The sequence below is a fragment of the Bradyrhizobium sp. GW821-FHT13H06 genome (assembly GCF_058803975.1).
Genome location: NZ_JBXAPN010000003.1, coordinates 525,232 through 549,011, shown reverse-complemented (window position 1 = coordinate 549,011; position 23,780 = coordinate 525,232). Strand labels below are relative to the sequence as shown.

Genomic DNA, 23,780 nt, shown 5'->3' with positions numbered 1-23,780 from the left:
TTAGCCTCCCTTGACGGCCTTCACGATCTTCTGCGCGGAATCGTCGAGATTGTCGCCCGCAACGACGTTCAGTCCGGATTCATCGATGATCTTCTTGCCGAGCTCGACATTGGTGCCTTCGAGGCGAACCACCAGCGGCACGTTGAGGCCGACTTCACGAACCGCCGCCGTGACGCCCTCGGCGATCACGTCGCACTTCATGATGCCGCCGAAGATGTTGACCAGGATGCCCTTCACGTTGGGATCGGCGGTGATGATCTTGAAGGCGGCTGCGACCTTCTCCTTGCTGGCGCTGCCGCCGACGTCGAGGAAGTTCGCCGGCGACATGCCGTAGAGCTTGATGATGTCCATCGTCGCCATGGCAAGACCGGCGCCGTTGACCATGCAGCCGATGTTGCCGTCGAGGGTGACGTAGTTGAGGTCGTACTTGGACGCCTCGATTTCCTTGGCGTCTTCCTCGGTCTCGTCGCGCAGCGCGAGCACCTCGGGGTGACGGAACAGCGCGTTGTCGTCGAACGACACCTTGGCGTCGAGCACGCGGAGCTGGCCCTGCTTGGTCACCACCAGCGGGTTGATCTCCAGCATCGACATGTCCTTGGCGACGAAGGCGGCGTAGAGCTGCGCGGTGAGCTTCTCGGCCTGCTTGGCGAGATCGCCGGAGAGCTTCAGCGCGTTGGCGACGGTGCGGCCGTGATGGCCCATGATGCCGGTGGCGGGATCGACCGAGAAGGTCACGATCTTCTCGGGCGTATTGTGCGCGACGTCCTCGATGTTGACGCCGCCTTCGGTCGACACGACGAACGAGACGCGCGAGGTCTCGCGGTCGACCAGGATGGAGAGGTAGAACTCCTTGTCGATGTCGGAGCCGTCCTCGATGTAGAGGCGGTTGACCTGCTTGCCGGCCGGGCCGGTCTGCACGGTCACGAGCGTCGCACCCAGCATCTGCTTGGCGAATTCGGAGACCTCGGCCGCCGACTTGGCGATGCGGACGCCGCCCTTGTCGCCGGCAGAGGCTTCCTTGAACTTGCCCTTGCCGCGGCCGCCGGCATGGATCTGGCTCTTCACCACCCAGACCGGGCCAGGCAGCGCCTTGGCAGCAGCTTCGGCGTCGGCGGCTTTGAGGACCGGGACGCCCTTGGAGATCGGCACACCGAACTCACCCAGCAGCGCTTTGGCCTGATATTCATGGATATTCATATGGTCGCTCCCTGAACCCGCGGGCGGTGACCTCATGGGCCCACCTCAGTCTTGTGGCTGGCATACCATATACCACAGGAACTGCAACCTGGATTCTTTGACTTCGAGATCTGGACTGCGCCGGAACCCGCCCGGTCACGGGCTCCGGAAGTGAAACCGCCGAAGACCGGGTTTCGATCTTCGGCGGGGTATTGCTTGCGGCTTAGCGGCCGAGAAGATCGGGGGCGATCTTCTTGCAGGCATCGACCAGGCCCCGTACGGCGCCGACCGACTTGTCGAAGGCCTCGCGGTCCTTGCCGGCGAGTTCGATCTCGACCACGCGCTCGACGCCCTTGGAGCCGATCACGACGGGGACGCCGACATACATGTCCTTCACGCTGTACTCGCCGTTGAGATAGGCGGCGCAGGGCAGCACGCGCTTCTTGTCCTTCAGATAGCTCTCGGCCATCGCGATCGCGGACGCGGCCGGGGCATAGAAGGCCGAGCCGGTCTTGAGCAGGTTGACGATCTCGGCGCCGCCGTTGCGGGTGCGGTCGACGATCTCGTCGAGGCGCGCCTGCGAGGTCCAGCCCATCTTGACGAGGTCGGGCAGCGGGATGCCGGCGACGGTGGAGTACTTCACCAGCGGCACCATGGTGTCGCCATGGCCGCCGAGCACGAAGGCGGTGACGTCCTCGACCGAGACGTTGAACTCGTCCGCCAGGAAGTAGCGGAAGCGGGCCGAATCCAGCACGCCGGCCATGCCGACGACCTTCTTGTGCGGCAGGCCCGAGGCCTTCTGCAGCGCCCAGACCATGGCGTCGAGCGGGTTGGTGATGCAGATGACGAAAGCGTCGGGCGCGTACTTCTTGATGCCGGCGCCGACCTGCTCCATGACCTTGAGGTTGATGGAGAGGAGGTCGTCGCGGCTCATGCCCGGCTTGCGCGGCACGCCGGCGGTCACGATGCAGACCTTGGCGTTGTCGAGCGCCTCGTAGGAATTCGCGCCGCTGTAGTGCGCGTCGAAGCCGTCGACCGGCGAGGACTGCGCGATGTCGAGCGCCTTGCCCTGCGGCACGCCCTCGGCGATGTCGAACATCACCACGTCGCCCAGCTCTTTCAGGCCGATGAGATGAGCCAGCGTTCCGCCGATCTGACCGGAGCCAATCAAAGCAATCTTGTCGCGCGCCATGTGAACCTGTCCTTTAGACACGTAAGGAGGGGAAAACTGAGACGGGTGGTTATCCCTTTCGTCTCCCCCGTTCAAGTCGCCGAATGCCCAATTGTCGGGCTTGCCGAGAGAGGCGCCAGCCACATCCTCGTCATTCCGGGATGCGCCGCCGGGCGCAGGCCCGGAATCCATCGGGCGGCGGAGTCGACGGACCGATGGATTCCGGGCTCGCGCTCCGCGCGCCCCGGAATGACAGCGGTGGCAAATAGGACTTAAGTCTCCACCAGGCCCTTGGTCGAGCCGCTCGCGGTGGAATCCTTGCGGCCGTGAGGCAGCGCCAGATAGGTTTCCGAGCTCATTTCGATCAGGCGCGAGGCGGTCCGCTTGAACTCGTTGGCCTCGTTACCCTCGGTAGCGAGGTAGAGCGAGATCGGATTGGCGTCGGCCGAGGCCATCAGCTTCACGGCGTTGTCATAGAGCGCGTCGATCAGCGTGATGAATCGCTTGGCGGCGTTGCGCTGAGAGAGGTCCATCACTGGAATATGGTCGACCAGGATGGTGTGATAGTCGTGCGCCAGCCTGAGGTAGTCGGATGCGCCTAACGGCTTCTCGCAGAGGTCGGCGAACGAGAACCGCGCCACGCCATGGGCCGAGCACGGCACATGCAGGATGCGTCCCTTGATCGAAATGTCGCGCGACCTGCATTTGGCGCCGCCTGACATCCGCTTCCAAGCGCGGTCGAGCGCGGCGTCCGCATCGCCATCCGCCGGCGTCAGCCACATCGGCACGCCCTGAAGTTTCTCCAGCCGGAAGTCGGTCCGCGCGTCGAGCCGCGCGACGTCCATGTGGTCGGTGATCTGCTTGATGAAGGGCAGGAACAGCGAGCGGTTCAGGCCGCCCTTGTAGAGATCATCAGGCGCGACGTTGGAGGTCGCGACCACCACGGTGCCGAGCTCGAACAGCTTGGCGAACAGGCGCCCCAGGATCATCGCGTCCGCGATGTCGGTGACGTGGAATTCGTCGAAGCAGAGCAGCCAGCTCTCCTCGAAGATCGCGTTCGCGGTCAGCGCGATGACGTCGCCGTCGGCGATATCGCCGCGCGCGATGCTCTGGCGAAAGTCGTAGATGCGCTCATGCACATCCGCCATGAATTCGTGGAAGTGCGCGCGCCGCTTGTGCTCGACGGTACTGTGCTGGAAGAACAGGTCCATCAGCATGGTCTTGCCGCGGCCGACCTCGCCGTGGATGTAGAGCCCGCGCGGCACGTCCTCCTTGTCATTGCTGCTGAACAGGCGGCTGAGCAGGCCCTGCTTGCGCTGCGGCTTGTAAGTGGCGAGCCGCTGGTCGAGCGCCGCATAGGCCTCGGCGACCTCGGCCTGCGCGGCATCGGGCTCGATCGCGCCGGAGGCGACCTGGGCCTGGTATGCGTCGCTGAAGGGGGAACTGGGAGTCGAGAGCATGGCCCTTTACCGCCAGAGACCGGCGGAAATTGCAACTGCGTATTGGCACACCGGGCATGCGCCGTCCTCGGCGAGCAGAACGCGCGTTGATGCCGCGACGCTCAGCTCGGGGCCTAGTCTGTTGTTGCGCTGACCCGGGCTAGAATATACCTATTAAGGAACCAAGGAACCTCGAAATGGCCCTGAGCATCAAGGACCCCGAAACAGAGCAATTGGCGCGAAGCCTGGCGCAATTGACGGGCGAGACCATCACGGCCGCAACCAAGCGCGCCATCGAGGAGCGATTGCGCAGGCTCGGCGGTCAAAATCGCAGGGACGCATTGCTGGAGGACATGGCCGAGATCAGGCGACGCTGGAGCGAAATGCCCGTGGCCGACGACCGCACGCCTGAGGAAATTCTCGGATATGACGAGCATGGATTGCCACGCTGATGGTGATCGACACATCTGCGATCGTGGCCATTGCGTTCAATCAAGCCGATGCAGCCAGTATGGAGCGACTGATCGCGGACGATCCAATCCGCCTGATCTCTGCCGCAACCGTGCTCGAAGCAACGATGGTGATCGAAACGCGGCTCGGTGACGCCGGCGGGCGCGAGTTCGATCTCTGGCTCGTCAAGATCGGCGCAGAGATCGTGGCAGTAGATGCCTTTCAAGCCGATGCGGCACGGCGCGCCTGGCGGCGTTACGGGAAGGGGCGTCACACCGCATCGCTCAACTACGGTGATTGCCTTTCTTACGCGCTGGCCATGACCCGCAGCGAACCATTGCTGTTCAAAGGCGAGGACTTCGCGAAGACCGATGTCAGCCGACCGGTCGCGGCGCCGCTCCGATAGCGCGCGCGGGGCGAGGCCCCTCTCACGCACACAGCTCGTAGGCGTCCTCGACGACATACGGCCCGCCGCCGGTGGAGGCGCGGGACGAGAACAGCACGAAGCGCTCCGCCATGAACGCCTTGCTCGGGAAGTAGCCGCGCAGCGAGAGATAGTCGGCGACGTCGCGGTCGGAGGCGTCGTACAGCCGGGCCAGCGTGACGTGCGGTGTGAACTTGCGTCCCTCCGGATCGAGGCCGATCCGCTGCATCATCCGCTCGAGCTCGGCCTGCAATTCCATCAGCGGCTTGCTCGGCGCGATCGTCGCGACGACTGCCCTCGGCTTGCGGCCGCCAAAGCTCGTGAGGCCCTGCACCTTCACCTCGAACGGCTTGCGGTCGACGCGAAACAGCATCGAGGCGATCTCGTTCGCGGAGACGCCGTCGATGTCGCCGATGAAGCGCAAGGTGACGTGATAATTTTCGGGATCGATCCAGCGGGCGCCGGGGAGGCCGCCCCTCAAGTTGGAAAGCGACTGGCCGATCTCGGCCGGAATTTCCAGACCCGTGAACAAACGCGGCATCGTTTCGCACTCCCGATGCTTGGGTACGATCCCTGAGCAGGATCATATCCAAATTAGAGCCGGCGACGAATCACCGGTACCCTGATTCCTATCGCAGTTGTGTGACTCTGCGAAGCATGCCGCGCCTCACCTCCGTAAAACCCTGGGAATTAGGGTTAGCGCTGCCTGCATTTCAACGCCGTTGCTCAGCTATCGTGCCAAGGAATGCCTCCACGGTGGGCATGATGTTGCCGACGATGATGTCGACTCCGGCCGCAGTCGGATGAATGCCGTCGGCCTGGTTGAGCTTGGCGTCGGCCGCCACGCCTTCGAGGAAGAACGGGTAGAGCGGCACGTCGAATTTTTTCGCCAGATCCGGATAAATCGAATTGAAGCGCGCGGCATAGTCGGCGCCGTAGTTCGGCGGCGCCAGCATGCCGCAGAGCATCACCGCGATCTTGCGCGCCTTGAGCCGCTGGATGATGTCGGTCAGCGCGGCCCGCGTCAGGTCGGGATCGATGCCGCGCAACGCATCGTTGGCGCCGAGCTCGACGATGACGCCATCGGTTCCATCGGGCACCGACCAGTCGAGCCGGTCGCGGCCGCCGGAGGAGGTGTCGCCGGACACCCCGGCATTGATCGTGTCGACGTCTATGCCTTTGGCCTGCAACGCTTTTTTGAGCTTCTGGGGGAACGCCTCCTGGGCCGGGAGGCCGAGACCGGCGCTGAGGGAATCGCCGAGAACGACGAGCCTGATCGGCTTTGCGGCGTCCGCCCAGGCGGGGGGCGCGATCGTCATCAAAGCGAGCATCAACACGGCTATGTGCATGAACAAACCGTAACGCCTCTCGACCGCGCTGTCGGAGTTGCCATATGACCGGACCATGGACACTCGCATCGACCCCTCTTCGCTCGCCGCTACCGCCGCGGACACCATCGCCATCTCCAACGTCAATCTCTCATTGGGCGCGGGCGCGGCACGCGTTCACATCCTCAAGGATATCAGCCTGCGGGTCGCCTCGGGCGAGACGATCGGCCTGATCGGCCCGTCAGGCTCGGGCAAATCCACGCTGCTGATGGTGATGGCGGGGCTGGAGCGTCCTGATAGCGGAGAGGTGGTGGTCAATGGCACGCCTTTCAATGCCCTCGACGAGGACGCGCTGGCCCGCTTCCGCGGCCGCCAGGTCGGCATCGTCTTCCAGTCCTTCCATCTGATTCCGACCATGACGGCGCTGGAGAACGTCGCCGTGCCGCTCGAGCTTGCCGGCAATCCCGATGCCGCGCGGCGCGCGGCGCAGGAGCTCCAATCGGTCGGGCTCGGCGACCGCCTGCATCACTATCCGACGCAGCTCTCCGGCGGCGAGCAGCAGCGCGTTGCGCTGGCGCGCGCGCTGGCGCCCGATCCCGCGATCCTCGTCGCCGACGAGCCGACCGGCAATCTCGACGAGACAACCGGAAAACAGATCGTCGATCTCCTGTTCAGCAAGCACGCCGAGCGCGGCATGACCCTGGTGCTGGTCACGCACGATTCCTCGCTCGCGCATCGCTGCGATCGCGTCATCCGCCTGCGCTCGGGGCGCATCGACACGCAGTCTGCGCCGGCATGAGCGCGGCAGTCGAACCATTCGCGAGGCCGGGCGGCGTTGCGCTGTCGCTGCGCTATGCCCTGCGCGAATTGCGCGGGGGCCTGCGCGGCTTCTATGTCTTCATCGCCTGCATCGCGCTCGGCGTGATGGCGATCGCCGGCGTCGGCTCGGTGTCCGCGAGCCTCTCCGACGGCCTCGCGCGCGAAGGCCGCACGCTGCTCGGCGGCGACGTCTCCTTCGTGCTGTTCCAGCGCGAGGCCAAGCCCGAAGAGGTCGCCTTCCTGCGCTCGCGCGGCACGCTGTCGACGGCGGCGACCTTGCGCGGCATGGCGCGCACGACTGACGGCAAGCTGGCGCTGGTCGAGATGAAGGCGGTCGACGACACCTATCCGTTGCTGGGCCAGCTGACGCTGGCACCGCCCCTGGCGATGTCCGACCTGCTCGCAGAGCGTGACGGCGCGTTCGGCGCCGCCGCCGATCCGACGCTGCTGGCGCGGCTCTCGCTGAGGACCGGCGACCGCGTCACCATTGGCTCGGCGACCTTCCAGATCCGCTCGACGGTCGAATCCGAGCCCGACAAGCTCGCCGGCGGCATCGGCTTCGGGCCACGCTTCCTGATCAGCGAGGCGGGCCTGCGCGCCACGGGCCTGATCCAGCCCGGCAGCCTGGTGCGCTGGGTCTACCGGGTCAAGCTGCCCGATGCCGCGAACAACGAGCGCGCCACCGAAGCCTTCATCGCGGACGCCCGCAACGCCGTGCCGCAGGCCGGCTGGGAGATTCGCAGCCGCTCCAATGCCTCGCCGCAGCTCGAGCGCAACATCAGCCGCTTCACGCAGTTCCTGACCCTGGTCGGCCTCGCGGCGCTGCTGGTCGGCGGCGTCGGCGTCGCCAATGCCGTGAAGAGCCATATCGACCGCCGGCTCGAGGTGATCGCGGCCCTCAAGGCCGTGGGCGCGACCGGGCGCGACGTCTTCGGCATCTATCTTGCGCAGGTCATGCTGCTCGCTTGCATCGGCTCGGTGATCGGCCTCGTGCTCGGCGCCGCCATGCCCTTTGCGATCGTCGGCCTGTTCGGCAAGCTGCTCCCGCTGCCCGTGGTGCCGGCCGTGCATGCCGACGAACTCGCGCTGTCCTTCGTCTACGGCCTCTTGACCGCGCTGGCCTTTGGCCTGTGGCCGCTTGGCCGCGTGCACGACGTGCCGGTCGCCGCGCTGTTCCGCGACACCATCAGCTCGGAATGGCACCGGCCGCGCCTGGGCTATCTCCTGTTCATGGGGCTCGTGATCGCCCTGCTCATCGCGGTTGTGATCGGCCTCTCCTTCGACAAGCGCATCGCCGCGGTATTCGTCGCCTCCTCGGTGGTCGTGTTCGCCCTGCTGCGCGGCATCGCCGCCCTGCTGATGACCATCGCGCGGCGGCTGCCGCGGACGCGGCTGCCGATGCTGCGCCTGGCGATCGCCAACATCCACCGGCCCGGCGCGCTGACGCCTTCGGTCGTGCTGTCGCTGGGGCTCGGGCTCGCCGTGCTCGTCACCATCACCCAGATCGACGGCAATCTGCGCCGGCAGTTCCTCGCAGCTCTGCCCGATCAGGCGCCATCCTTTTTCTTCATCGACATTCCGAGCGCGCAGGCCGAGCAGTTCGACCTCTATCTGCGCCAGATCGCGCCCGGCGCGAAGGTCGAGGACGTGCCGATGCTGCGCGGGCGCATCGTCGCCGCGCGCGGCGTCCGCGCCGAGGAACTCAAGCCGACGACCGATTCCGAATGGGTGCTGCAGAGCGACCGCGGCCTGACCTACACCGGCGAGCTGCCGAAAGGTTCCAAGGTAGTCGAGGGCGAATGGTGGAGCGCCGACTATTCCGGGCCGCCGCTGGTCTCGATGGAGAAGAAGATCGCCGACGGACTCGGCCTCAAGCTCGGCGACGAGATCGTGGTCAACGTGCTCGGCCGCGACATCCCGGCGAGAATCGGCAATCTGCGCACCATCGACTGGCAAGGGCTCGGCATCAACTTCGTCCTGGTCTTCTCGCCGAACGCCTTCAAGGGCGCCCCACATACCCATATCGCAACCCTGACCGAGGCCGGCGGCAATGCCGCGGGTGACGGCAAGATCATCAAGCAGGTGGCCGACGCCTATCCGATGGTGACGAGCGTGCGCGTGCGCGAGGTGATGGAGACGGTCGGCTCGGTGGTGACCAACCTGGCGCTGGCGATCCGCGGCGCCAGTGCCGTCACCCTGATCTCGGCGATCCTGGTGCTGGGCGGGGCGCTCGCAGCCGGCCACCGCCACCGGGTCTACGATGCGGTGATCCTGAAGACCCTGGGCGCGACGCGGCTGCGGCTGCTCGGCGCCTATGCGCTGGAGTACCTCCTGATCGGGTTCGCCACCGCGGTGTTCGGCGTGATCGCTGGCAGCATCGCGGCCTGGATGATCGTGACGCGGCTGATGACGCTCAGCTTCGTCTGGCAGGCCGGCAGCGCGGCCGGCGTGGTCGCGGCCGCCCTCGTGGTCACCGTCGGGCTGGGACTCGCCGGCACGCTGCTGGCGTTGAACAAAAAGCCCGCGACGGTGTTGCGGAATTTGTGACAAAATGTAGCGGGTCGCCGCGCGGGAGCGGAATCGCACGATTCCTGCGATTAACCATGGCCGCCCGTCAGGATTGTAGCCGAGGGCGACATTCAGCCGCGCGTGGACGGTTGCACCGAATGTGTTAGTTTCCCACATATCGGATGGGTTCGGAGACCCGATTGTTAGCTAGAATTTAGTCGGCAGCGATTGGTAATCCGAGATAGAATTTGACGAACCGGCGGCATGGCGACCCTCATGCCGGACCGGCCAACCAGCGGGATTTCGACCATGTCGGACCTAGACCGTAACTACGCTTCTCCTTTCGGCAGGGCCGCCGGGCGTGTTGACGCCGCGACGGTCGATGCCGGCCTGCGCGCCTACATGCTGCGCATCTACAACTACATGACCATCGGCTTGGCCATCACTGGCCTGGCCGCCCTCGGCGTCTACATGGCCGCCGTGACCGACGTTGCGACCCCGGAAGCGGTCCGCGTCGGCAAGCTGTTCCTGACGCCGTTCGGCTACGCCATGTTCGTCAGCCCCCTGAAGTGGCTGTTCATGCTCGCGCCGCTCGCGATGGTGTTCGTGATCTCGGCGGGCATCAACCGTCTCGCCCCCTCGACCGCCCAGATCCTGTTCTGGGTGTTCTCGGCGCTGATGGGCATCTCGCTGTCGTCGATCTTCCTGGTGTTCACGCACACCTCGATCGTGCGGGTATTCTTCATCACCGCGGCGACCTTCGGTGCGCTGAGCCTGTACGGCTACACCACCAAGCGTGACCTCACCGGGATGGGTTCGTTCCTGTTCATGGGCCTGATCGGCATCGTCCTCGCCAGCCTGGTGAACCTGTTCCTGGCCAGCTCGATGCTGCAGTTCATCGTGTCGGTGGTCGGCGTGCTGGTGTTCTCGGGCCTCACCGCCTGGGACACGCAGCGGCTGAAGAACGACTACATCTACGGCTACGCCTCGGCCGGCGGTGACATCGCAGAGCGTGCGGCCATCACCGGCGCGCTGTCGCTGTACCTGAACTTCATCAACCTGTTCACGCTGCTGCTGCAGCTGCTCGGCCAGCGCGAGTAAGCGCAACGACGAGAGAGAACGGACATGAACCCCGGCCGAAAGGCCGGGGTTTTTGTTTGTGGACCCATGCCTCTCCTCGTCATTGCGAGGAGCCCTTGCGACGAGGCAATTCAGAGTCCCTCCGCGGATGCATTTCTGGATTGCTTCGCTTCGCTCGCAATGACGGGTGCTGAGGCAGCCGGGGCTCTTCCAGCCTCCGTGCGAACGCTCTAATCTCCGCGCCATGTCCGCACCCGAAATCAGGCCCACCACCGAGGCCGACCTTCCCGCCATCACCGCCATCTACCAGCAGGCCGTCCGCGAGGGCACGGCGACATTCGAGCTGGAGCCGCCCGACCTCGCCGAGATGACGCGTCGCTACCGCACGCTGATCGACGGCGGCTATCCCTATTTCGTCGCCATGCTCGACGGCAGCATTGCCGGCTACGCCTATGCCGGCGCCTACCGGCCGCGGCCGGCCTACCGCTTCACGGTGGAGAACTCGATCTATCTCGATCCCTCCTTCCACCGCCGCGGCGTCGGCTCGTTGCTGCTGGAACGGCTGATCACCGAATGCGAGGCGCGCGGTTTTCGCCAGATGATCGCGGTGATCGGCGATTCCGCCAACGCCGGATCGATCGGCGTGCACACCAAAGCCGGCTTCAAGATGATCGGCACGCATCCCAATGTCGGGCTGAAATTCGGCCGCTGGCTGGACACGGTGATGATGCAGCGGGACCTCGGCGAGGGCGCAAGCACGGTGCCGGAGAGGTAGGTTCTGTAGCCCGGGTGAGCCAACGGGTCGGCGCAAAGCGCCGCCCGATGACAGGCTCCGCGATACCCGGGAACGCTGCGAGACAAGACCCGGATGTCGCTTCGCTCATCCGGGCTACGAAGTTCGCGCACATCACGGCTGCTGCAGGATGGGCAAAGCGAAAGCTGCCCACCAAACGTAACGATGGCGAGAGATCGTGGGCACGGCGCTTTGCGCCTTTGCCCACCCAACGCACCCTTCGTACGGCTACACCACCGCCAGCTTCCGATCGATCACCAGCAACACCCGCTCGAGCTCATGGCCGCGGCGCAGGATCAGCCCGGTCGCCGAGATCACGCTGTACATGCCCTGCTTGCGCGCGAGCCGCGGGTCCTTCTCGATGCGATAGATCGGCACCTCCGAGGCGCGGCGATAGACCGAGAACACGGCGCGGTCCTTCAGGAAATCGATGGCGTAGTCGCGCCATTCGCCGTCGGCAACCATGCGGCCGTAGAGATTGAGAATCCGGTGCAGCTCGAGCCGGTTGAACGTCACCCGGTTCGGCTGCGCATTCGCAGCGGCGGGGCGCGCCGCCGCGCGCTGCTCGCTCGGATCGGCATCCTCCGACATCAGGCTCATGGGAAGCGCCTCCTCATCGCACGCCATGACCGCGTCCGCGAAGACCGTCCCCGGAACCGCGCTCATGACAATTGCATGATTGCGCCAACCGTTCCGCGCCGCAAGGGGGCTCAACCCACCGAATCCGCTGCGAGTCAGGGCACACGCAGGGGTGGAACTTTGTCGCGGCAAACCGTCACGGGATCGTTAGCAGGAATCATAGTATCGCCGCTTTTCCGCCCACCGCCCGCCGCCCTGCACTGCGATAAAGAGTCCTGTGCGTTGACCCGGTCCTTTCGGTTCCGGATTCCTCAGCCCCCAGCCCCCCGGGGTCGAACAGGATCGGGTCTGTGCGCACGGCAAGGAGGGCCAACGCGAGTTGGTCCTTTTTTGTTTGTGTTGTTTCTATCGCGGCGAGTGACGGTCTCTCCAAACATCTCCGGAAAGACACTCTCCCCTCATCCTGAGGGCCGCGCTCTACGCGCGGCGTCTCGAAGGATCAAAGGCCACGCTGCGGGAGCAGGGCCTGCATGGTTCGAGACGGCGCTGACGCGCCTCCTCACCATGAGGGTTGAAAAGTGTTCGAGTCGGAAGAGTCGAAGCGCGCCTTCAATGCAGCGACGTGTAGGCCGCACCAAGCATCGGGCCGGGCTTCTCCCGGCTGCCGTCCTGGACATAGACCACCGCGCCGTCGACGCCATCGCGCGTGAGGTTCTCGATCGGCACCGTCCAGCTTTCCGGACGGCCGGTCCAGTCGCCGACCTTGAGCAGGTTGCGCACCACGTTGTGATAGGTGACCTGCTGTCCGCGATTCTCGCCGCGGGTGATCGCGATCGGCACCGACTTGGCGATCGAGCAGATCCAGACCTCGCCGTGCGAGACCGCGGGCTCCTTGCTTTCGGCCACCGAGACGTTGATGTGCTTGCCCGACAGTGACATCGTCACCGGCACGCTCATCACGCCGGTGCCCTTGTCGGTCTTGCCGATCGCATTCTCGATGCCGGCGCGATCGCTGCCGATGACATGCGTGGAGCCGTTGACGACGGCCTGCGGCGTGTAGACCTCGCGGTCGCCGCGCATGCGCGAATAGGCACGCTGCCGTGCAGAGAAGCGCGAGTCCGCCAGCGTGTCTTTCCAGCCGAGATAGTCCCAATAGTCGATCGGCATGCTCAACGCGATGATCGAGGGGTCTTTCGAGAGATCGCCGATGATCTGGTCGGCGGGCGGGCAGGAGGAGCAGCCCTGCGAGGTAAACAATTCAACAACGGCGCGGGGATCAGCCTGCGCGGGGCGGATGACGGCGACGATCGCGCAGATGCCGAGAGCTCCCGTCCAGAGGGCATTGGACCAGCGCGAAATCGGATGAGAAGCCGTCATTGTCGTCATGTCGAACGCCGCACACCATTGCTCGTGGGAAGGGGAATCTTATCGCCGGATGGTCACCGTAGTCTTACGGGGCACGGTACATTCGTCCGTCCAGCCAACCGTCCAAGGGAAGGTTTTCCGCCGGGCGAGCCCATCTGAAACGTACCGCAAACGCGCGAAGGCGGCCTTTGATAGGCCGCCTTCGTTTAGGCTTCTACTCACTTCGCAGTGAGCCATCGTTCACAAATCCGCGCTTACGCCGCGAGCTTGCGCAGCACGTAGTGCAGGATGCCGCCGTTGCGGTAGTAGTCGAGTTCGTCCAGCGTATCGATGCGGCAGAGCAGCGAAACGCGCTGCAGCGAACCGTCGCCGGAGACGATCTCCGCGGTCAGCTTCTGGCGCGGCTTGAGGTCGCCGACGAGGCCACGCAGCGTGACCTTCTCGTCGCCCTTCAGGCCCAGCGACGACCACGAGGTGCCTTCCTCGAAGGTCAGCGGCAGCACGCCCATGCCGACCAGGTTGGAGCGGTGGATGCGCTCGAAGCTCTGGCAGATCACGGCGCGCACGCCGAGCAGACGCGTGCCCTTCGCCGCCCAGTCGCGCGAGGAGCCGTTGCCGTATTCGGCGCCGGCAAACACCACCAGCGGCACCTGCTCCTGCTGGTACTTCATCGCGGCGTCGTAGATCGACATCTGCTCGCCGTCGGGCCAGTGCTTGGTCAGGCCGCCTTCCGGAATGTTGCCGTCGGCGCCCTTCAGCATGAAGTTCTTGATGCGGATGTTGGCGAAGGTGCCGCGCATCATCACTTCATGGTTGCCGCGCCGCGTGCCGTACTGGTTGAAGTCGGCCGGACGCACCTGGTGCTCGCTGAGATACTTGCCAGCGGGCGAGGTCAGCTTGATCGAACCGGCCGGCGAGATGTGGTCAGTGGTGATCTTGTCGCCGAACATGGCGAGGATGCGCGCCTCGACGATATCGGTGACCGGCTCCGGCTCCTTCTTCATGCCGTCGAAATAGGGCGGGTTCTGCACGTAGGTCGAAGACATGTTCCAGCGATAGGTCTCGCTCTCGACCGTCTTGATCTTGCGCCAATTGGTGTCGCCCTTGAACACGTCGGCATATTTCTTCTTGAAGATCGACGCGGTCACGAACTTCTTCATGAAGGCGTTGATCTCCTTCGTCGTCGGCCAGATGTCCTTCAAGTACACCGGCTTGCCGTCCTTGCCCTCGCCGAGCGGCTCGGCGGCAAGGTTCTTGGTGACGCTGCCGGCGAGCGCGTAGGCAACGACCAGCGGCGGCGAGGCCAGATAGTTGGCCTGCACGTCCGGCGAGACGCGGCCCTCGAAGTTGCGGTTGCCGGAGAGCACGGCGGCCGCGACAACGCCGTTGTCGTTGATCGACTTCGAGATCTCCTCAGGCAGCGGACCGGAATTGCCGATGCAGGTGGTGCAGCCGAAGCCGACCAGGTTGAAGCCGACCTTGTCGAGATGGGGCTGCAGGCCGGAATTGGCGAGATATTCCGCAACCACCTGGCTGCCCGGGGCGAGCGAGGTCTTCACCCACGGCTTGGCCTTGAGGCCCTTCGCCGCGGCGTTGCGCGCGAGCAGGCCGGCGCCGATCAAGACGCTCGGGTTCGAGGTGTTGGTGCAGGAGGTGATCGCGGCGATCACGACGTCGCCATGGCCGATATCGAAATTCTTGCCTTCGACCGGGAAGCGCTTGGTGGGCTCGTCGGCCTTCTTGTACTCGCTGCCGAGCGCAAGCGAGAAGCCCTCCGCGACGGTCGGCAGCGCGATGCGGCCTTCGGGACGCTTCGGGCCCGCCATCGACGGCACGACGTCGCCGAGGTCGAGGGTCAGCGTTTCCGTGAACACCGGATCGGGCGACTTGGCGGTGCGGAACAGGCCCTGCGCCTTGGCATAGGCCTGCACCAGCGCGACGCGCGCCGAGGCGCGGCCGGAGGTCTTGAGGTAGTCGAGCGCGGCGGCGTCCACCGGGAAGAAGCCGCAGGTCGCGCCATATTCGGGCGCCATGTTGGCGATTGTGGCCTTGTCGGCGACCGAGAGATGGTCGAGGCCCGGGCCGAAGAACTCGACGAACTTGCCGACCACGCCGAGCTTGCGCAGCATCTGCGTCACGGTCAGCACGAGGTCGGTCGCAGTGACGCCTTCCTTCAGCGCGCCCTTCAGCTTGAAGCCGACGACGTTGGGCAGCAGCATCGACAGCGGCTGGCCGAGCATGCAGGCTTCCGCCTCGATGCCGCCGACGCCCCAGCCGAGCACGGCAAGACCGTTGACCATAGTGGTGTGCGAATCAGTGCCGACGAGCGAGTCGGGATAGGCCACCTCGAAGGTGCCGGTCTTCTTGCCGACCGTCATCTTCTCCTTCCTGGTCCAGACCGTCTGGGCCAGATATTCGAGGTTGACCTGGTGGCAGATGCCGGTGCCGGGCGGCACGACGGAGAAGTTCGAGAACGCCTTCTGGCCCCACTTCAGGAACTCGTAGCGCTCCTGGTTCTGCTTGTATTCCTCGGTGACGTTCTTGCCGAAGGCCTTGTTGTCGCCGAAGAAGTTCACGATCACGGAGTGGTCGATGACGAGATCGACGGGAACCAGCGGGTTGATCTTCTCTGCATCGCCGCCGAGCTTCTGCATCGCGTTGCGCATCGCGGCGAGGTCGACCACCGCCGGCACGCCGGTGAAGTCCTGCATCAGGACGCGCGCGGGACGGAAGGCGATCTCATGCTCCAGCGACTTCTTGCGCAGCCATTTCGACACCGCGACGATGTCTTCCTTCTTGACCGAGCGGCCGTCCTCGTTGCGCAGCAGGTTCTCGAGCAGGACCTTCATCGAATAGGGAAGTTTCGAAATTCCCTTCAGACCATTCTTCTCGGCCGTGGGCAGGCTGTAATACACATAGGTCTTGGCGCCGACCTTGAGGGTCTTTTTGCATTTGAAGCTGTCGAGCGAGGTCATGTAGGAGATCCCAATTGTTAGCTATACCCGGCAGGGTATTTTAACACCGTCAGCGTATCAGGCTGGGCCGCTTGCAGGGGCAGGTTGAGTTGCTGCATCAAGTAGTTCCGGGCTTATAGAAGCTTTCTAACGGCGCCGCCACAGCCACAATCGTGCCGCAGCAATCCGCGAGCCAAAAATTCCCATGCGCTACCCCAAGATTTCCTGAGGCCTGGCTTTGAGCGGGTTGAAACGAGGCGAGATGCGGCTTTCAGGTCACGGGCTCAGATGCGTGCGGGGCGGACGCGAGGTGTTCGCCGGCCTCGAATTCGCGGCCGCCTCGGGCGAAGCCGTGGCGGTGACGGGTCGCAACGGATCGGGCAAGACCTCGCTGCTCCGGCTGATCGCGGGCCTGCTCGTTCCCGCCGCCGGGACGATCGCGCTGGACGGGGGCGACGCCGAACTGACCGTGCCGGAGCAGTGCCACTATCTCGGCCATCGCGATGCCCTGAAGCCGGCCCTGAGCGTGGCGGAAAATCTGGTCTTCTGGGCTGATTTCTTGGGCGGGGAGCGCAGTGACGCGGCTGAATGCCTCTCCACCGTCGGCCTCGACCATGCCACCCATCTTCCGGCCGCCTTCCTCTCCGCCGGCCAGCGCCGCCGCCTCTCGCTGGCCCGGCTGCTGACCATCCGCCGCCCGGTCTGGCTGCTGGACGAGCCGACCAATGCGCTGGATGTGGCCGGCCAGGATATGTTCGGTGGCCTGATGCGTGAGCACCTTGGACGGGGCGGCCTCATCGTCGCAGCGACCCATGCCCCGTTGGGGATCGAATCACGGGAGCTGCGGATCGGGGGGAAGGCGTGAAATCAGGCCACCCTCAGATTTCCTGCGCTCGGATGGAGGTGCAGCGGCTGCCGGGGCAGCTATTTCGCTGGCATCGGGTGTCGCCGCGAGCTCCCTTGCCTCTCCCGCTTGCGGGAGAGGTCGGCGCGCAGCGCCGGGTGAGGGTTCTCTCCGCTGGGGGAGTCTTCGTTGTCGAGACACCCTCTCCCCGACCCTCCCCCGCAACCGGGGGAGGGGGCGCACCGCCGCTGCGGCTCTCTGGGAGCCCTCCATGACCGCCCTGTCCGCCCTGATTCGCCGGGACATCCGGATCGCGCTGCGCGTCGGCGGCGGGGCGCTGATCGGCGTGCTGTTCTTCCTGACTGTCGTGGTGCTGATGCCATTCGCGGTCGGGCCGGATCTGGCGCTGCTGTCGCGGCTGGGGCCGGCGATCCTGTGGCTCGGCGCACTGCTGGCGAGCCTGCTCACCCTCGACCGGCTGTTCATGGCCGACCATGAGGACGGCTCGCTCGACCTGATCACGATGAGCCGGACGCCGCTGGAACTCGCCTGTGCCGCCAAGGCGCTGGCGCATTGGCTGGCCGCCGGCCTGCCGCTGATTGTCGCAACCCCCGTGCTCGGCCTGTTGCTCAACCTCGACATGGTCGCAACCGGCGCAGTGGCGCTGACGCTGCTGGCGGGCACGCCGGCCCTGACCTTCACCGGCATGATCGGCGCGGCACTGGCAGTGACGCTGCACCGCGGCGGGCTGCTGATGGCCGTGCTGGTGCTGCCGCTGTCGATTCCCGTGCTGATCTTCGGCGTTGCGGCCTCGCAGGCCGTGATCGTCGGTCCCATGACGTTCGGGGCGCCGTTCTCGATCCTCTGCGCGCTGTCCCTGGTCAGCCTCGTCATCGGCCCGTTCGCGGCGGCGGCGAGCCTGCGCCATGGTCTCGATTGAGATGGCTCGACCGACCTTGACTCCGATCAATTTTCGCTGCGGCCTTTCGTGCTGATTGCCTGAGCGGCCCCCGGTGATTATCAGGATACCATGACGCTGATCGACCTCGCCAATCCGACACGGTTCCTCGCCCTGACGGCGCGGATGTTGCCGTGGCTCGCGGCCGCGACCGTCATCCTGCTCGCGATCGGCCTCTATCAATCCGCGCTCGCGCCCGACGACTACCAGCAGGGCGCGACCGTGAAGATCATGTTCATCCACGTGCCCAATGCCTGGCTGTCGATGTTCGTCTGGGGCGTGATGAGCATTGCCTCGCTGGGCACGCTGGTGTGGCGGCATCCGCTCGCCGATGTCGCCGCGAAAGCGGCAGCTCCGATCGGCGCCAGCTTCACCTTCCTTGCGCTGCTCACGGGCTCGCTATGGGGCCGGCCGATGTGGGGCACCTATTGGGAATGGGATGCGCGGCTGACCTCGGTGCTGATCCTGTTCCTGATGTATCTCGGCCTGATGGCGCTGTGGCGCGCGGTCGACGATCCCTCGCGCGCGGCGCGTGCGGCTGCGGTGCTCACCCTGGTCGGTGCCATCAACCTGCCCATCATCAAGTTCTCGGTCGACTGGTGGAACACGCTGCACCAGCCGGCCTCGGTGATGCGCATGGGCGGCTCGGCGCTCGACAAGTCGTTCCTGATTCCGCTGCTGGTGATGGCGATCGCATTCACGCTGCTGTTCGTCACGCTGCATCTGGCTGCGATGCGCAACGAGATCCTGCGCCGCCGCGTCCGCTCGCTGCAGATGATGCAGGCGAGCCGCATCGCGTTCTCGAGCGAAAGCGGTTCGCGTGGTGAAGGCGCTTCAAACGAAGTCGGGGCCGCTTGATCATGTCGCTCGGTCCCTACGCCTCTTTCATCGTGACGTCCTATGCCGCGGCGGCCGCCGTGGTTGCGATCCTGATCGGCTGGATCGTGCTCGATTATCGCAATCAGACCCAGCGCCTGCGCGAACTGGAAGAGCGCGGCATCACCCGTCGTTCAGGTCGCAGCGCGACGGAGCTGCGATGAGCGACCAGTCGACCTCCGCCCCGCCGCAGCGCCGCACCTTCCTGATGGTGCTGCCGCTGATCGCCTTCATCGGACTCGCGCTGCTGTTCTGGTTCCGGCTCGGCAGCGGCGACCCCTCGCGGATTCCCTCGGCGCTGATCGGTCGGCCGGCGCCGCAGACGGCGCTGCCGCCGCTGGAGGGATTGCAGGACAACGGCACCCAGGTGCCGGGGCTCGATCCCGCCGCGTTCAAGGGCAAGGTCAGCCTGGTCAACGTCTGGGCGTCCTGGTGCGTGCCGTGCCACGACGAGGCGCCGCTCCTGACCGAGCTCGCCAAGGACAAGCGTTTCCAACTGGTCGGCATCAATTACAAGGACGCCTCCGACAATGCGCGCCGCTTCCTCGGCCGCTACGGCAACCCGTTCGGCCGCGTCGGCGTGGACGCGAACGGCCGCGCCTCGATCGAATGGGGCGTCTATGGCGTGCCGGAAACCTTCGTCGTCGGGCGCGAGGGCACCATCGTCTACAAGCTGGTGGGGCCGGTCACGCCGGACAATCTGCGGACTGTGCTGATGCCGCAGATGGAGAAGGCGTTGAAGGCGGGGTCGTAAGGCATCTCGTGCCCCGGACGCAGCGCAGCGATCCTTCATCGATGCGCTGCAGAGCCGGGGCCCATGTCACCACGACGTCACGTTTGGAAAGAGACTGGGTCCCGGCTCGCGCTTCGCGCGTCCGGGACACGAGACCGTCAGCCCTTGCTCACATCCCCCGCCTCCGCCTCGCTGGTCTCCAGCGACACCGGCTCGAGGTGGTAGCGCTTGGTCAGCGGCATCTGGGCGATGGCGAAGATCATCGTGATGGGCGTCACGCCGAATACCTTGAAGTTCACCCAGAAGTCGGTGCTCTGGGTGCGCCAGACGATCTCGTTCAGCACGGCCATGCCGGCGAAGAACAACGCCCAGCGCAGCGTGAGGATGCGCCAGCCCTGCGGCGTCAGGTTGAACATCTGGTCGAACATCACGGCGATGAAGGAGCGGCCGAACAACAGGCCGCCGCCGAGGATCGCAGCGAACAGGCCGTAGATGATGGTCGGCTTGACCTTGATGAAGGTCTCGTCGTGCAGCACCAGGGTCAGCGTGCCGAACACCAATACGATCACGCCCGTCACGATCGCCATGATCGGGATGTGGCGCGTCACCACATAGGAGGCGGCCATCGCCACCACGATCGCGACCATGAATGCGCCGGTCGCGGCGAACAGATTGAACTTCGCATTGACGAAGAAGAACACGAGCAGCGGACCGAGCTCGGTCGCGAGCTTGAACAGCGGATGCGGCTGGGTCTTGTCCATTACCTGACCTTCTTTGCTGTCATCCCCCGCGAAAGACGGGGGATCCAGTATTCCAGAGGCAGCTCGGCTGAACCGAGAAGCTGCGGCGTACCGGATGCCCGCCTTCGCGGGGCATGACGAGGAAACCTACGACTCGATTCCGGCGATGGCGCGGGCGAAATCACGCGCGGTGAACGGCGCGAGATCGTCGACGCCTTCGCCGACGCCGATGAAATGCACCGGCAGTTTGAATTTCTCCGCGAGCGCCACCAGGATGCCGCCGCGCGCGGTGCCGTCGAGCTTGGTCATCACGAGGCCGGTGACGCCAGCGGTGCGATGGAAGGCCTCGACCTGCGACAGCGCGTTCTGGCCGACGGTGGCGTCCAGCACCAGCAGCACCGCGTGCGGCGCGCTGGCATCCACCTTGCGGATGACGCGCACGACTTTTTCGAGCTCGTTCATCAGCTCGGCCTTGTTCTGCAGGCGGCCGGCGGTGTCGATCAGGAGCACGTCGATGTTCTGCTCCTTCGCCGCCGTCAGCGCGTTGAAGGCGAGGCTTGCCGAATCAGAGCCCTGCGCACCGGCGATGACGGGCGTCTTCGTCCGCTCGCCCCAGACCTTGAGCTGCTCGATCGCCGCTGCGCGAAAGGTGTCGCCGGCGGCCAGCATCACCTTGCGGCCCTCGGATGCGAATTTTTGCGAGAGCTTGCCGATCGTGGTGGTCTTGCCGGAGCCGTTGACGCCGACGACGAGGATGACGAACGGCTTCCTGGCCGCATCGATCTCGAGTGGCTTCGCCACCGGCGCCAGCACCTTCTCGACCTCGGTGGCGACGACGTCCTTGACCTCGTCGGCCGAGATCGCCTTGTCATACCGCCCCGTGCCGACCGCGTCCGCGATCCGGACCGCGACCGAGGTGCCCAGATCGGCACGCAAGAGCACGTCCTCGATGTCGTCGAGCATGGCGCGGTCGAGCTTGCGCTTGGTGACGAGGTCGGCGACCGCGGTCCCCAGCGAGGACGACGTGCGCTTCAGCCCGTTGGACAGGCGGCGCCACCAGCTCAGCTTGGGGGTCTCGGAGGTATCGTTCATGTGCTCGTGCCGCCGATTTGAAGTTCCTACTCTCTTGCCGCAAGTTCGGTTAGGAACTTCAAATCGAGGAGCGGCCCGAGCGAAAATTTCTTTGCCAGTGCGGCTCTTGGATTTGGCATTCGCTTCGCGCTTGCGGCGAACACCGGGCGAATGCCAAATCCGCCGCACTGGTGTGTGTTAGCCGTTCCGACGATTAAACGAAAGTCTTGCAATTGCTCGATGTTCCCGAATTGACCGCCGAGGAGATTTTGTCGCGCGTGCTCCATCGCGACGGCTTGATGCTGGTCATCAACAAGCCGGCCGGCCTTCCCGTGCATCGCGGTCCCAAGGGCGGCGCCAATCTGGAGGATTCCTTCGACGCGCTGCGCTTCGGCCTGCCGCGGCCGCCGGTGCTGGCTCACCGGCTCGACAAGGACACTTCCGGCTGCCTCGTGCTCGGCCGCCATCGCAAGGCCACTGCATCGCTCGGCCTGCTGTTCAAGCATGGCAAGATCGGCAAAACCTACTGGACCGTGGTCGAGGGCGGCCCCGCGGAAGACGAAGGCACCATCGACATGCCGCTCGGCCGCCTCAACGCCGAGCGCGGCTGGTGGCAGAAGCCCGACCCGGAGGGGCAGAAGGCCATCACCAACTGGAAAGTGATGGGCCGGGGCGAGGGCCTGACCTGGCTCGCCATGGAACCCGTCACCGGCCGGACCCATCAATTGCGGGTGCATTCGGCCGCGACCGGCTGGCCGATCTTCGGCGATAACATTTACGGCAACGGCCCGCGCTTCGGCGAGCCAAAGCTGCACCTGCATTCCCGCGAGATCGTGGTGCCGATCTCCCGGAACAAGGAGCCGGTCCGCGTCGTGGCGCCGGCCCCACCGCACATGCACGAGAAGCTCAGGGCTTGCGGGTGGAATGGGGAATAGGTGCCGCTGATGTTCACCTCTCCCGCTGGCGGGAGAGGTCGCGGCGCGAAGCGACGCGGGTGAGGGCTCTATCCTCTTGGGGGTCCTCGCTTGCGGAGACACCCTCTCCCCACCCCTCCCCCGCGAGCGGGGGAGGGAGCCGACTGTCTTCGTGGCCGCTCTCAAGCCCCATGGTTTACGAAACCTTCAGCGCTCCTCTCTAATGATAGCGTTTGCTTAGAAAAAGCTTCCGTTAACCGCTCGGGACGAGCAGCGCGTGATGTCCAAGGCCCAGCAATCGATCATCGACGAGGTCGAATCCGCGATTCGGGCAGGCTCGCCGGAAAAGGGGCTGGAGACGGCCCGGCGCGTCACCGACCTGTTCCTGACTTCCGCCGGCAGCTTTGACGACGAGCAGATCGCACTGTTCGACGACGTGCTCGAGCGCCTGATCGGCACCATCGAGCTGCGCGCCATCGCCGACATGGGCGCACGCATCGCGCTCGCCGAGATCAGCGCCCAGCTCGCGCCGGTCGCGCAGGCACCGCCGTCCGTGATCCGCCGCCTCGCCAACAATGACGAGATCCGCATCGCCGGTCCCGTGCTGCAGGAATCCGCGCGCCTCGACGACGGCGAACTGGTGAAGATCGCCTCCAGCAAGGGCGAGCCGCATCTGCTCGCGATCGCCGGGCGCTGGTGGCTGAAGGAGATCGTCACCGACGCGCTGCTGGCGCGCCGCTATCCCAGCGTCAGCCGGCGGCTCGCCGCCAATCCCGGCGCGCGCGTCTCCGGAGGCGGATTTGCCATCATCGTCGGACAGGCCGAGAGCGATCCGGAGCTCGCCGTCAGCATCGGCGTTCGGGTCGATCTGCCATCGGATCTGCGTCGCCAATTATTGCGCTCGGCGACGGACGCCGTGCGCGCCCGCCTGTTGTCGCGCGCGCCGCCGCATCTGTTCGAGGAGATCCGGAGCGCGATCGCTGCCGTCACCATCGGCGTCGAGCGCGAGATGTCCGGTGTCCGTGATTTCGAAGGCGCCAAGCGCGCCATCGCGGGTCTCAAGGCGACCGGCCAGCTCGACGAGGCGGCATTGCTCGGCTTCGCCAGACAACGGCGCTATGAGGAGACTGTGGCGACCCTTGCGGCACTATCCGGATCGACGGTCGAGGTGATTCGCCCGCTGATGCAGAGCGTGCGCGAGGACGGCCTGCTGGTGCCATGCAAGGCCGCGCAGCTCAGCTGGGAGACGACAGGCGCCGTGCTCGAAAGCCGATTCGCGACGGGCGCGATGAAGCCGGCCGATCTCGCCAGGGCGCAAGCGCACTACGCGCGCATGACGCCGGAGAATGCAAAGCGGACGCTGCGGTTCTGGCAGGTCAGGGCGTCGTAAATTCTGTTTGGTGGATGCGGCGTTGCACGTTTCTTCCCTCTCGCCTTGTGGGAGAGGGTGGCTCGCCGCGTAGCGGCGAGACGGGTGAGGGGTATCTCTCAGCGAGCGAGCCGCTCGCAATGGCGTATGCTGAAACAACCCCTCATCCGGCGCTACGCGCCACCTTCT

The 23,780-nt window shown here is 65.4% G+C and carries 23 protein-coding genes; 13 read left to right on the top strand and 10 right to left on the bottom strand.

Going from position 1 to position 23,780, the window contains the following annotated elements; all coding sequences use genetic code 11:
- The 3 genes from sucC to zapE all read right to left on the bottom strand — a co-directional run bounded on the left by sucC (position 1) and on the right by zapE (position 3,807).
- Positions 1-1,197, bottom strand: coding sequence for an ADP-forming succinate--CoA ligase subunit beta (gene sucC / locus AC1RQP_RS15055; RefSeq protein WP_492937532.1), 1,197 nt, complete (start codon positions 1,195-1,197; stop codon positions 1-3).
- Positions 1,198-1,399: 202 nt separating this feature from the next.
- Entirely contained in the window at positions 1,400-2,368 is a 969-nt protein-coding gene (gene mdh, locus AC1RQP_RS15050; protein WP_492937531.1) for a malate dehydrogenase, read from the bottom strand.
- Between the two features lie 251 nt (positions 2,369-2,619).
- The gene (zapE, locus tag AC1RQP_RS15045; protein WP_492937530.1) at positions 2,620-3,807 is read right to left on the bottom strand and encodes a cell division protein ZapE; all 1,188 of its coding nucleotides are present in this window, start codon (positions 3,805-3,807) and stop codon (positions 2,620-2,622) included.
- 176 nt (positions 3,808-3,983) lie between these two features.
- Between zapE and AC1RQP_RS15040 the strand changes: the two genes are divergently transcribed.
- Together AC1RQP_RS15040 and AC1RQP_RS15035 are read left to right on the top strand one after the other, a co-directional pair.
- A complete protein-coding gene (locus tag AC1RQP_RS15040; protein ID WP_492937529.1) occupies positions 3,984-4,238 on the top strand; it encodes a type II toxin-antitoxin system VapB family antitoxin in 255 nt (84 codons plus the stop codon).
- A complete protein-coding gene (locus AC1RQP_RS15035) occupies positions 4,238-4,642 on the top strand; it encodes a type II toxin-antitoxin system VapC family toxin (RefSeq protein ID WP_492937528.1) in 405 nt (134 codons plus the stop codon). The genes AC1RQP_RS15040 and AC1RQP_RS15035 overlap by 1 nt, the downstream gene beginning before the upstream one ends.
- A gap of 22 nt (positions 4,643-4,664) precedes the next feature.
- Here the strand turns inward: AC1RQP_RS15035 and thpR are convergent, their stop codons facing one another.
- A complete protein-coding gene (gene thpR / locus AC1RQP_RS15030) occupies positions 4,665-5,201 on the bottom strand; it encodes an RNA 2',3'-cyclic phosphodiesterase (RefSeq protein WP_239628919.1) in 537 nt (178 codons plus the stop codon).
- A gap of 172 nt (positions 5,202-5,373) precedes the next feature.
- Positions 5,374-6,009, bottom strand: coding sequence for an arylesterase (locus AC1RQP_RS15025; protein WP_492937868.1), 636 nt, complete (start codon positions 6,007-6,009; stop codon positions 5,374-5,376).
- A 55-nt stretch (positions 6,010-6,064) separates the two neighbouring features.
- On the opposite strand from AC1RQP_RS15025, the gene AC1RQP_RS15020 reads away from it, so the two are divergent.
- The 4 genes from AC1RQP_RS15020 (at position 6,065) to AC1RQP_RS15005 (ending at position 11,170) form a co-directional block, all read left to right on the top strand.
- On the top strand, positions 6,065-6,787 hold the full coding sequence (locus AC1RQP_RS15020) for an ABC transporter ATP-binding protein (protein ID WP_239628917.1): 723 nt from the start codon (positions 6,065-6,067) through the stop codon (positions 6,785-6,787).
- Positions 6,784-9,354: an ABC transporter permease gene (locus AC1RQP_RS15015; protein WP_492937527.1), complete on the top strand. Its 2,571-nt coding sequence runs from the start codon at positions 6,784-6,786 to the stop codon at positions 9,352-9,354. The genes AC1RQP_RS15020 and AC1RQP_RS15015 overlap by 4 nt, the downstream gene beginning before the upstream one ends.
- A 270-nt stretch (positions 9,355-9,624) precedes the next feature.
- Positions 9,625-10,416, top strand: coding sequence for a Bax inhibitor-1/YccA family protein (locus AC1RQP_RS15010; RefSeq protein ID WP_028177739.1), 792 nt, complete (start codon positions 9,625-9,627; stop codon positions 10,414-10,416).
- Positions 10,417-10,639: 223 nt separating this feature from the next.
- Positions 10,640-11,170 (top strand): GNAT family N-acetyltransferase, encoded by a 531-nt coding sequence (locus AC1RQP_RS15005; RefSeq protein ID WP_492937526.1) that lies wholly within the window; start codon positions 10,640-10,642, stop codon positions 11,168-11,170.
- Between the two features lie 246 nt (positions 11,171-11,416).
- Here the strand turns inward: AC1RQP_RS15005 and AC1RQP_RS15000 are convergent, their stop codons facing one another.
- The 3 genes from AC1RQP_RS15000 to acnA all read right to left on the bottom strand — a co-directional run bounded on the left by AC1RQP_RS15000 (position 11,417) and on the right by acnA (position 16,107).
- On the bottom strand, positions 11,417-11,788 hold the full coding sequence (locus AC1RQP_RS15000) for a DUF2794 domain-containing protein (protein WP_028177741.1): 372 nt from the start codon (positions 11,786-11,788) through the stop codon (positions 11,417-11,419).
- A 588-nt stretch (positions 11,789-12,376) separates the two neighbouring features.
- On the bottom strand, positions 12,377-13,153 hold the full coding sequence (locus AC1RQP_RS14995; protein ID WP_492937525.1) for a DUF1223 domain-containing protein: 777 nt from the start codon (positions 13,151-13,153) through the stop codon (positions 12,377-12,379).
- Positions 13,154-13,386: 233 nt separating this feature from the next.
- Positions 13,387-16,107, bottom strand: coding sequence for an aconitate hydratase AcnA (gene acnA, locus AC1RQP_RS14990; RefSeq protein WP_239628909.1), 2,721 nt, complete (start codon positions 16,105-16,107; stop codon positions 13,387-13,389).
- Between the two features lie 241 nt (positions 16,108-16,348).
- Between acnA and ccmA the strand changes: the two genes are divergently transcribed.
- The 5 genes from ccmA to AC1RQP_RS14965 all read left to right on the top strand — a co-directional run bounded on the left by ccmA (position 16,349) and on the right by AC1RQP_RS14965 (position 19,518).
- Positions 16,349-16,951 carry a heme ABC exporter ATP-binding protein CcmA gene (ccmA, locus tag AC1RQP_RS14985; RefSeq protein WP_492937524.1) on the top strand — a complete coding sequence of 201 codons (603 nt, stop codon included), beginning with the start codon at positions 16,349-16,351 and terminating at the stop codon, positions 16,949-16,951.
- A gap of 250 nt (positions 16,952-17,201) precedes the next feature.
- Positions 17,202-17,870: a heme exporter protein CcmB gene (ccmB, locus tag AC1RQP_RS14980; RefSeq protein ID WP_028150494.1), complete on the top strand. Its 669-nt coding sequence runs from the start codon at positions 17,202-17,204 to the stop codon at positions 17,868-17,870.
- A 90-nt stretch (positions 17,871-17,960) separates the two neighbouring features.
- A complete protein-coding gene (locus AC1RQP_RS14975; RefSeq protein ID WP_492937523.1) occupies positions 17,961-18,746 on the top strand; it encodes a heme ABC transporter permease in 786 nt (261 codons plus the stop codon).
- On the top strand, positions 18,743-18,928 hold the full coding sequence (gene ccmD / locus AC1RQP_RS14970; protein WP_492937521.1) for a heme exporter protein CcmD: 186 nt from the start codon (positions 18,743-18,745) through the stop codon (positions 18,926-18,928). The genes AC1RQP_RS14975 and ccmD overlap by 4 nt, the downstream gene beginning before the upstream one ends.
- On the top strand, positions 18,925-19,518 hold the full coding sequence (locus AC1RQP_RS14965) for a DsbE family thiol:disulfide interchange protein (RefSeq protein ID WP_492937520.1): 594 nt from the start codon (positions 18,925-18,927) through the stop codon (positions 19,516-19,518). The genes ccmD and AC1RQP_RS14965 overlap by 4 nt, the downstream gene beginning before the upstream one ends.
- 137 nt (positions 19,519-19,655) lie before the next feature.
- On the opposite strand, the gene AC1RQP_RS14960 is transcribed toward AC1RQP_RS14965, so the two are convergent.
- Positions 19,656-20,258, bottom strand: coding sequence for a septation protein A (locus tag AC1RQP_RS14960; RefSeq protein WP_492937519.1), 603 nt, complete (start codon positions 20,256-20,258; stop codon positions 19,656-19,658).
- Between the two features lie 126 nt (positions 20,259-20,384).
- Positions 20,385-21,329, bottom strand: coding sequence for a signal recognition particle-docking protein FtsY (gene ftsY, locus AC1RQP_RS14955; RefSeq protein ID WP_492937518.1), 945 nt, complete (start codon positions 21,327-21,329; stop codon positions 20,385-20,387).
- A 212-nt stretch (positions 21,330-21,541) separates the two neighbouring features.
- Between ftsY and AC1RQP_RS14950 the strand changes: the two genes are divergently transcribed.
- Positions 21,542-22,243, top strand: a complete 702-nt coding sequence (locus AC1RQP_RS14950) for an RluA family pseudouridine synthase (RefSeq protein ID WP_239629459.1) — start codon at positions 21,542-21,544, stop codon at positions 22,241-22,243.
- A 259-nt stretch (positions 22,244-22,502) separates the two neighbouring features.
- A complete protein-coding gene (locus AC1RQP_RS14945; protein WP_492937517.1) occupies positions 22,503-23,612 on the top strand; it encodes a DUF2336 domain-containing protein in 1,110 nt (369 codons plus the stop codon).
- The last annotated feature ends 168 nt before the right edge of the window (positions 23,613-23,780 follow it).

Coding starts and splice junctions, on each gene's coding strand:
- sucC (WP_492937532.1), bottom strand. CDS start 1,197: ATGAATATCCATGAATATCAGGCCAAAGCGCTGCTGGGTGAGTTCGGT.
- mdh (WP_492937531.1), bottom strand. CDS start 2,368: ATGGCGCGCGACAAGATTGCTTTGATTGGCTCCGGTCAGATCGGCGGA.
- zapE (WP_492937530.1), bottom strand. CDS start 3,807: ATGCTCTCGACTCCCAGTTCCCCCTTCAGCGACGCATACCAGGCCCAG.
- AC1RQP_RS15040 (WP_492937529.1), top strand. CDS start 3,984: ATGGCCCTGAGCATCAAGGACCCCGAAACAGAGCAATTGGCGCGAAGC.
- AC1RQP_RS15035 (WP_492937528.1), top strand. CDS start 4,238: ATGGTGATCGACACATCTGCGATCGTGGCCATTGCGTTCAATCAAGCC.
- thpR (WP_239628919.1), bottom strand. CDS start 5,201: ATGCCGCGTTTGTTCACGGGTCTGGAAATTCCGGCCGAGATCGGCCAG.
- AC1RQP_RS15025 (WP_492937868.1), bottom strand. CDS start 6,009: ATGCACATAGCCGTGTTGATGCTCGCTTTGATGACGATCGCGCCCCCC.
- AC1RQP_RS15020 (WP_239628917.1), top strand. CDS start 6,065: ATGGACACTCGCATCGACCCCTCTTCGCTCGCCGCTACCGCCGCGGAC.
- AC1RQP_RS15015 (WP_492937527.1), top strand. CDS start 6,784: ATGAGCGCGGCAGTCGAACCATTCGCGAGGCCGGGCGGCGTTGCGCTG.
- AC1RQP_RS15010 (WP_028177739.1), top strand. CDS start 9,625: ATGTCGGACCTAGACCGTAACTACGCTTCTCCTTTCGGCAGGGCCGCC.
- AC1RQP_RS15005 (WP_492937526.1), top strand. CDS start 10,640: ATGTCCGCACCCGAAATCAGGCCCACCACCGAGGCCGACCTTCCCGCC.
- AC1RQP_RS15000 (WP_028177741.1), bottom strand. CDS start 11,788: ATGAGCCTGATGTCGGAGGATGCCGATCCGAGCGAGCAGCGCGCGGCG.
- AC1RQP_RS14995 (WP_492937525.1), bottom strand. CDS start 13,153: ATGACGACAATGACGGCTTCTCATCCGATTTCGCGCTGGTCCAATGCC.
- acnA (WP_239628909.1), bottom strand. CDS start 16,107: ATGACCTCGCTCGACAGCTTCAAATGCAAAAAGACCCTCAAGGTCGGC.
- ccmA (WP_492937524.1), top strand. CDS start 16,349: ATGCGGCTTTCAGGTCACGGGCTCAGATGCGTGCGGGGCGGACGCGAG.
- ccmB (WP_028150494.1), top strand. CDS start 17,202: ATGACCGCCCTGTCCGCCCTGATTCGCCGGGACATCCGGATCGCGCTG.
- AC1RQP_RS14975 (WP_492937523.1), top strand. CDS start 17,961: ATGACGCTGATCGACCTCGCCAATCCGACACGGTTCCTCGCCCTGACG.
- AC1RQP_RS14965 (WP_492937520.1), top strand. CDS start 18,925: ATGAGCGACCAGTCGACCTCCGCCCCGCCGCAGCGCCGCACCTTCCTG.
- AC1RQP_RS14960 (WP_492937519.1), bottom strand. CDS start 20,258: ATGGACAAGACCCAGCCGCATCCGCTGTTCAAGCTCGCGACCGAGCTC.
- ftsY (WP_492937518.1), bottom strand. CDS start 21,329: ATGAACGATACCTCCGAGACCCCCAAGCTGAGCTGGTGGCGCCGCCTG.
- AC1RQP_RS14945 (WP_492937517.1), top strand. CDS start 22,503: ATGTCCAAGGCCCAGCAATCGATCATCGACGAGGTCGAATCCGCGATT.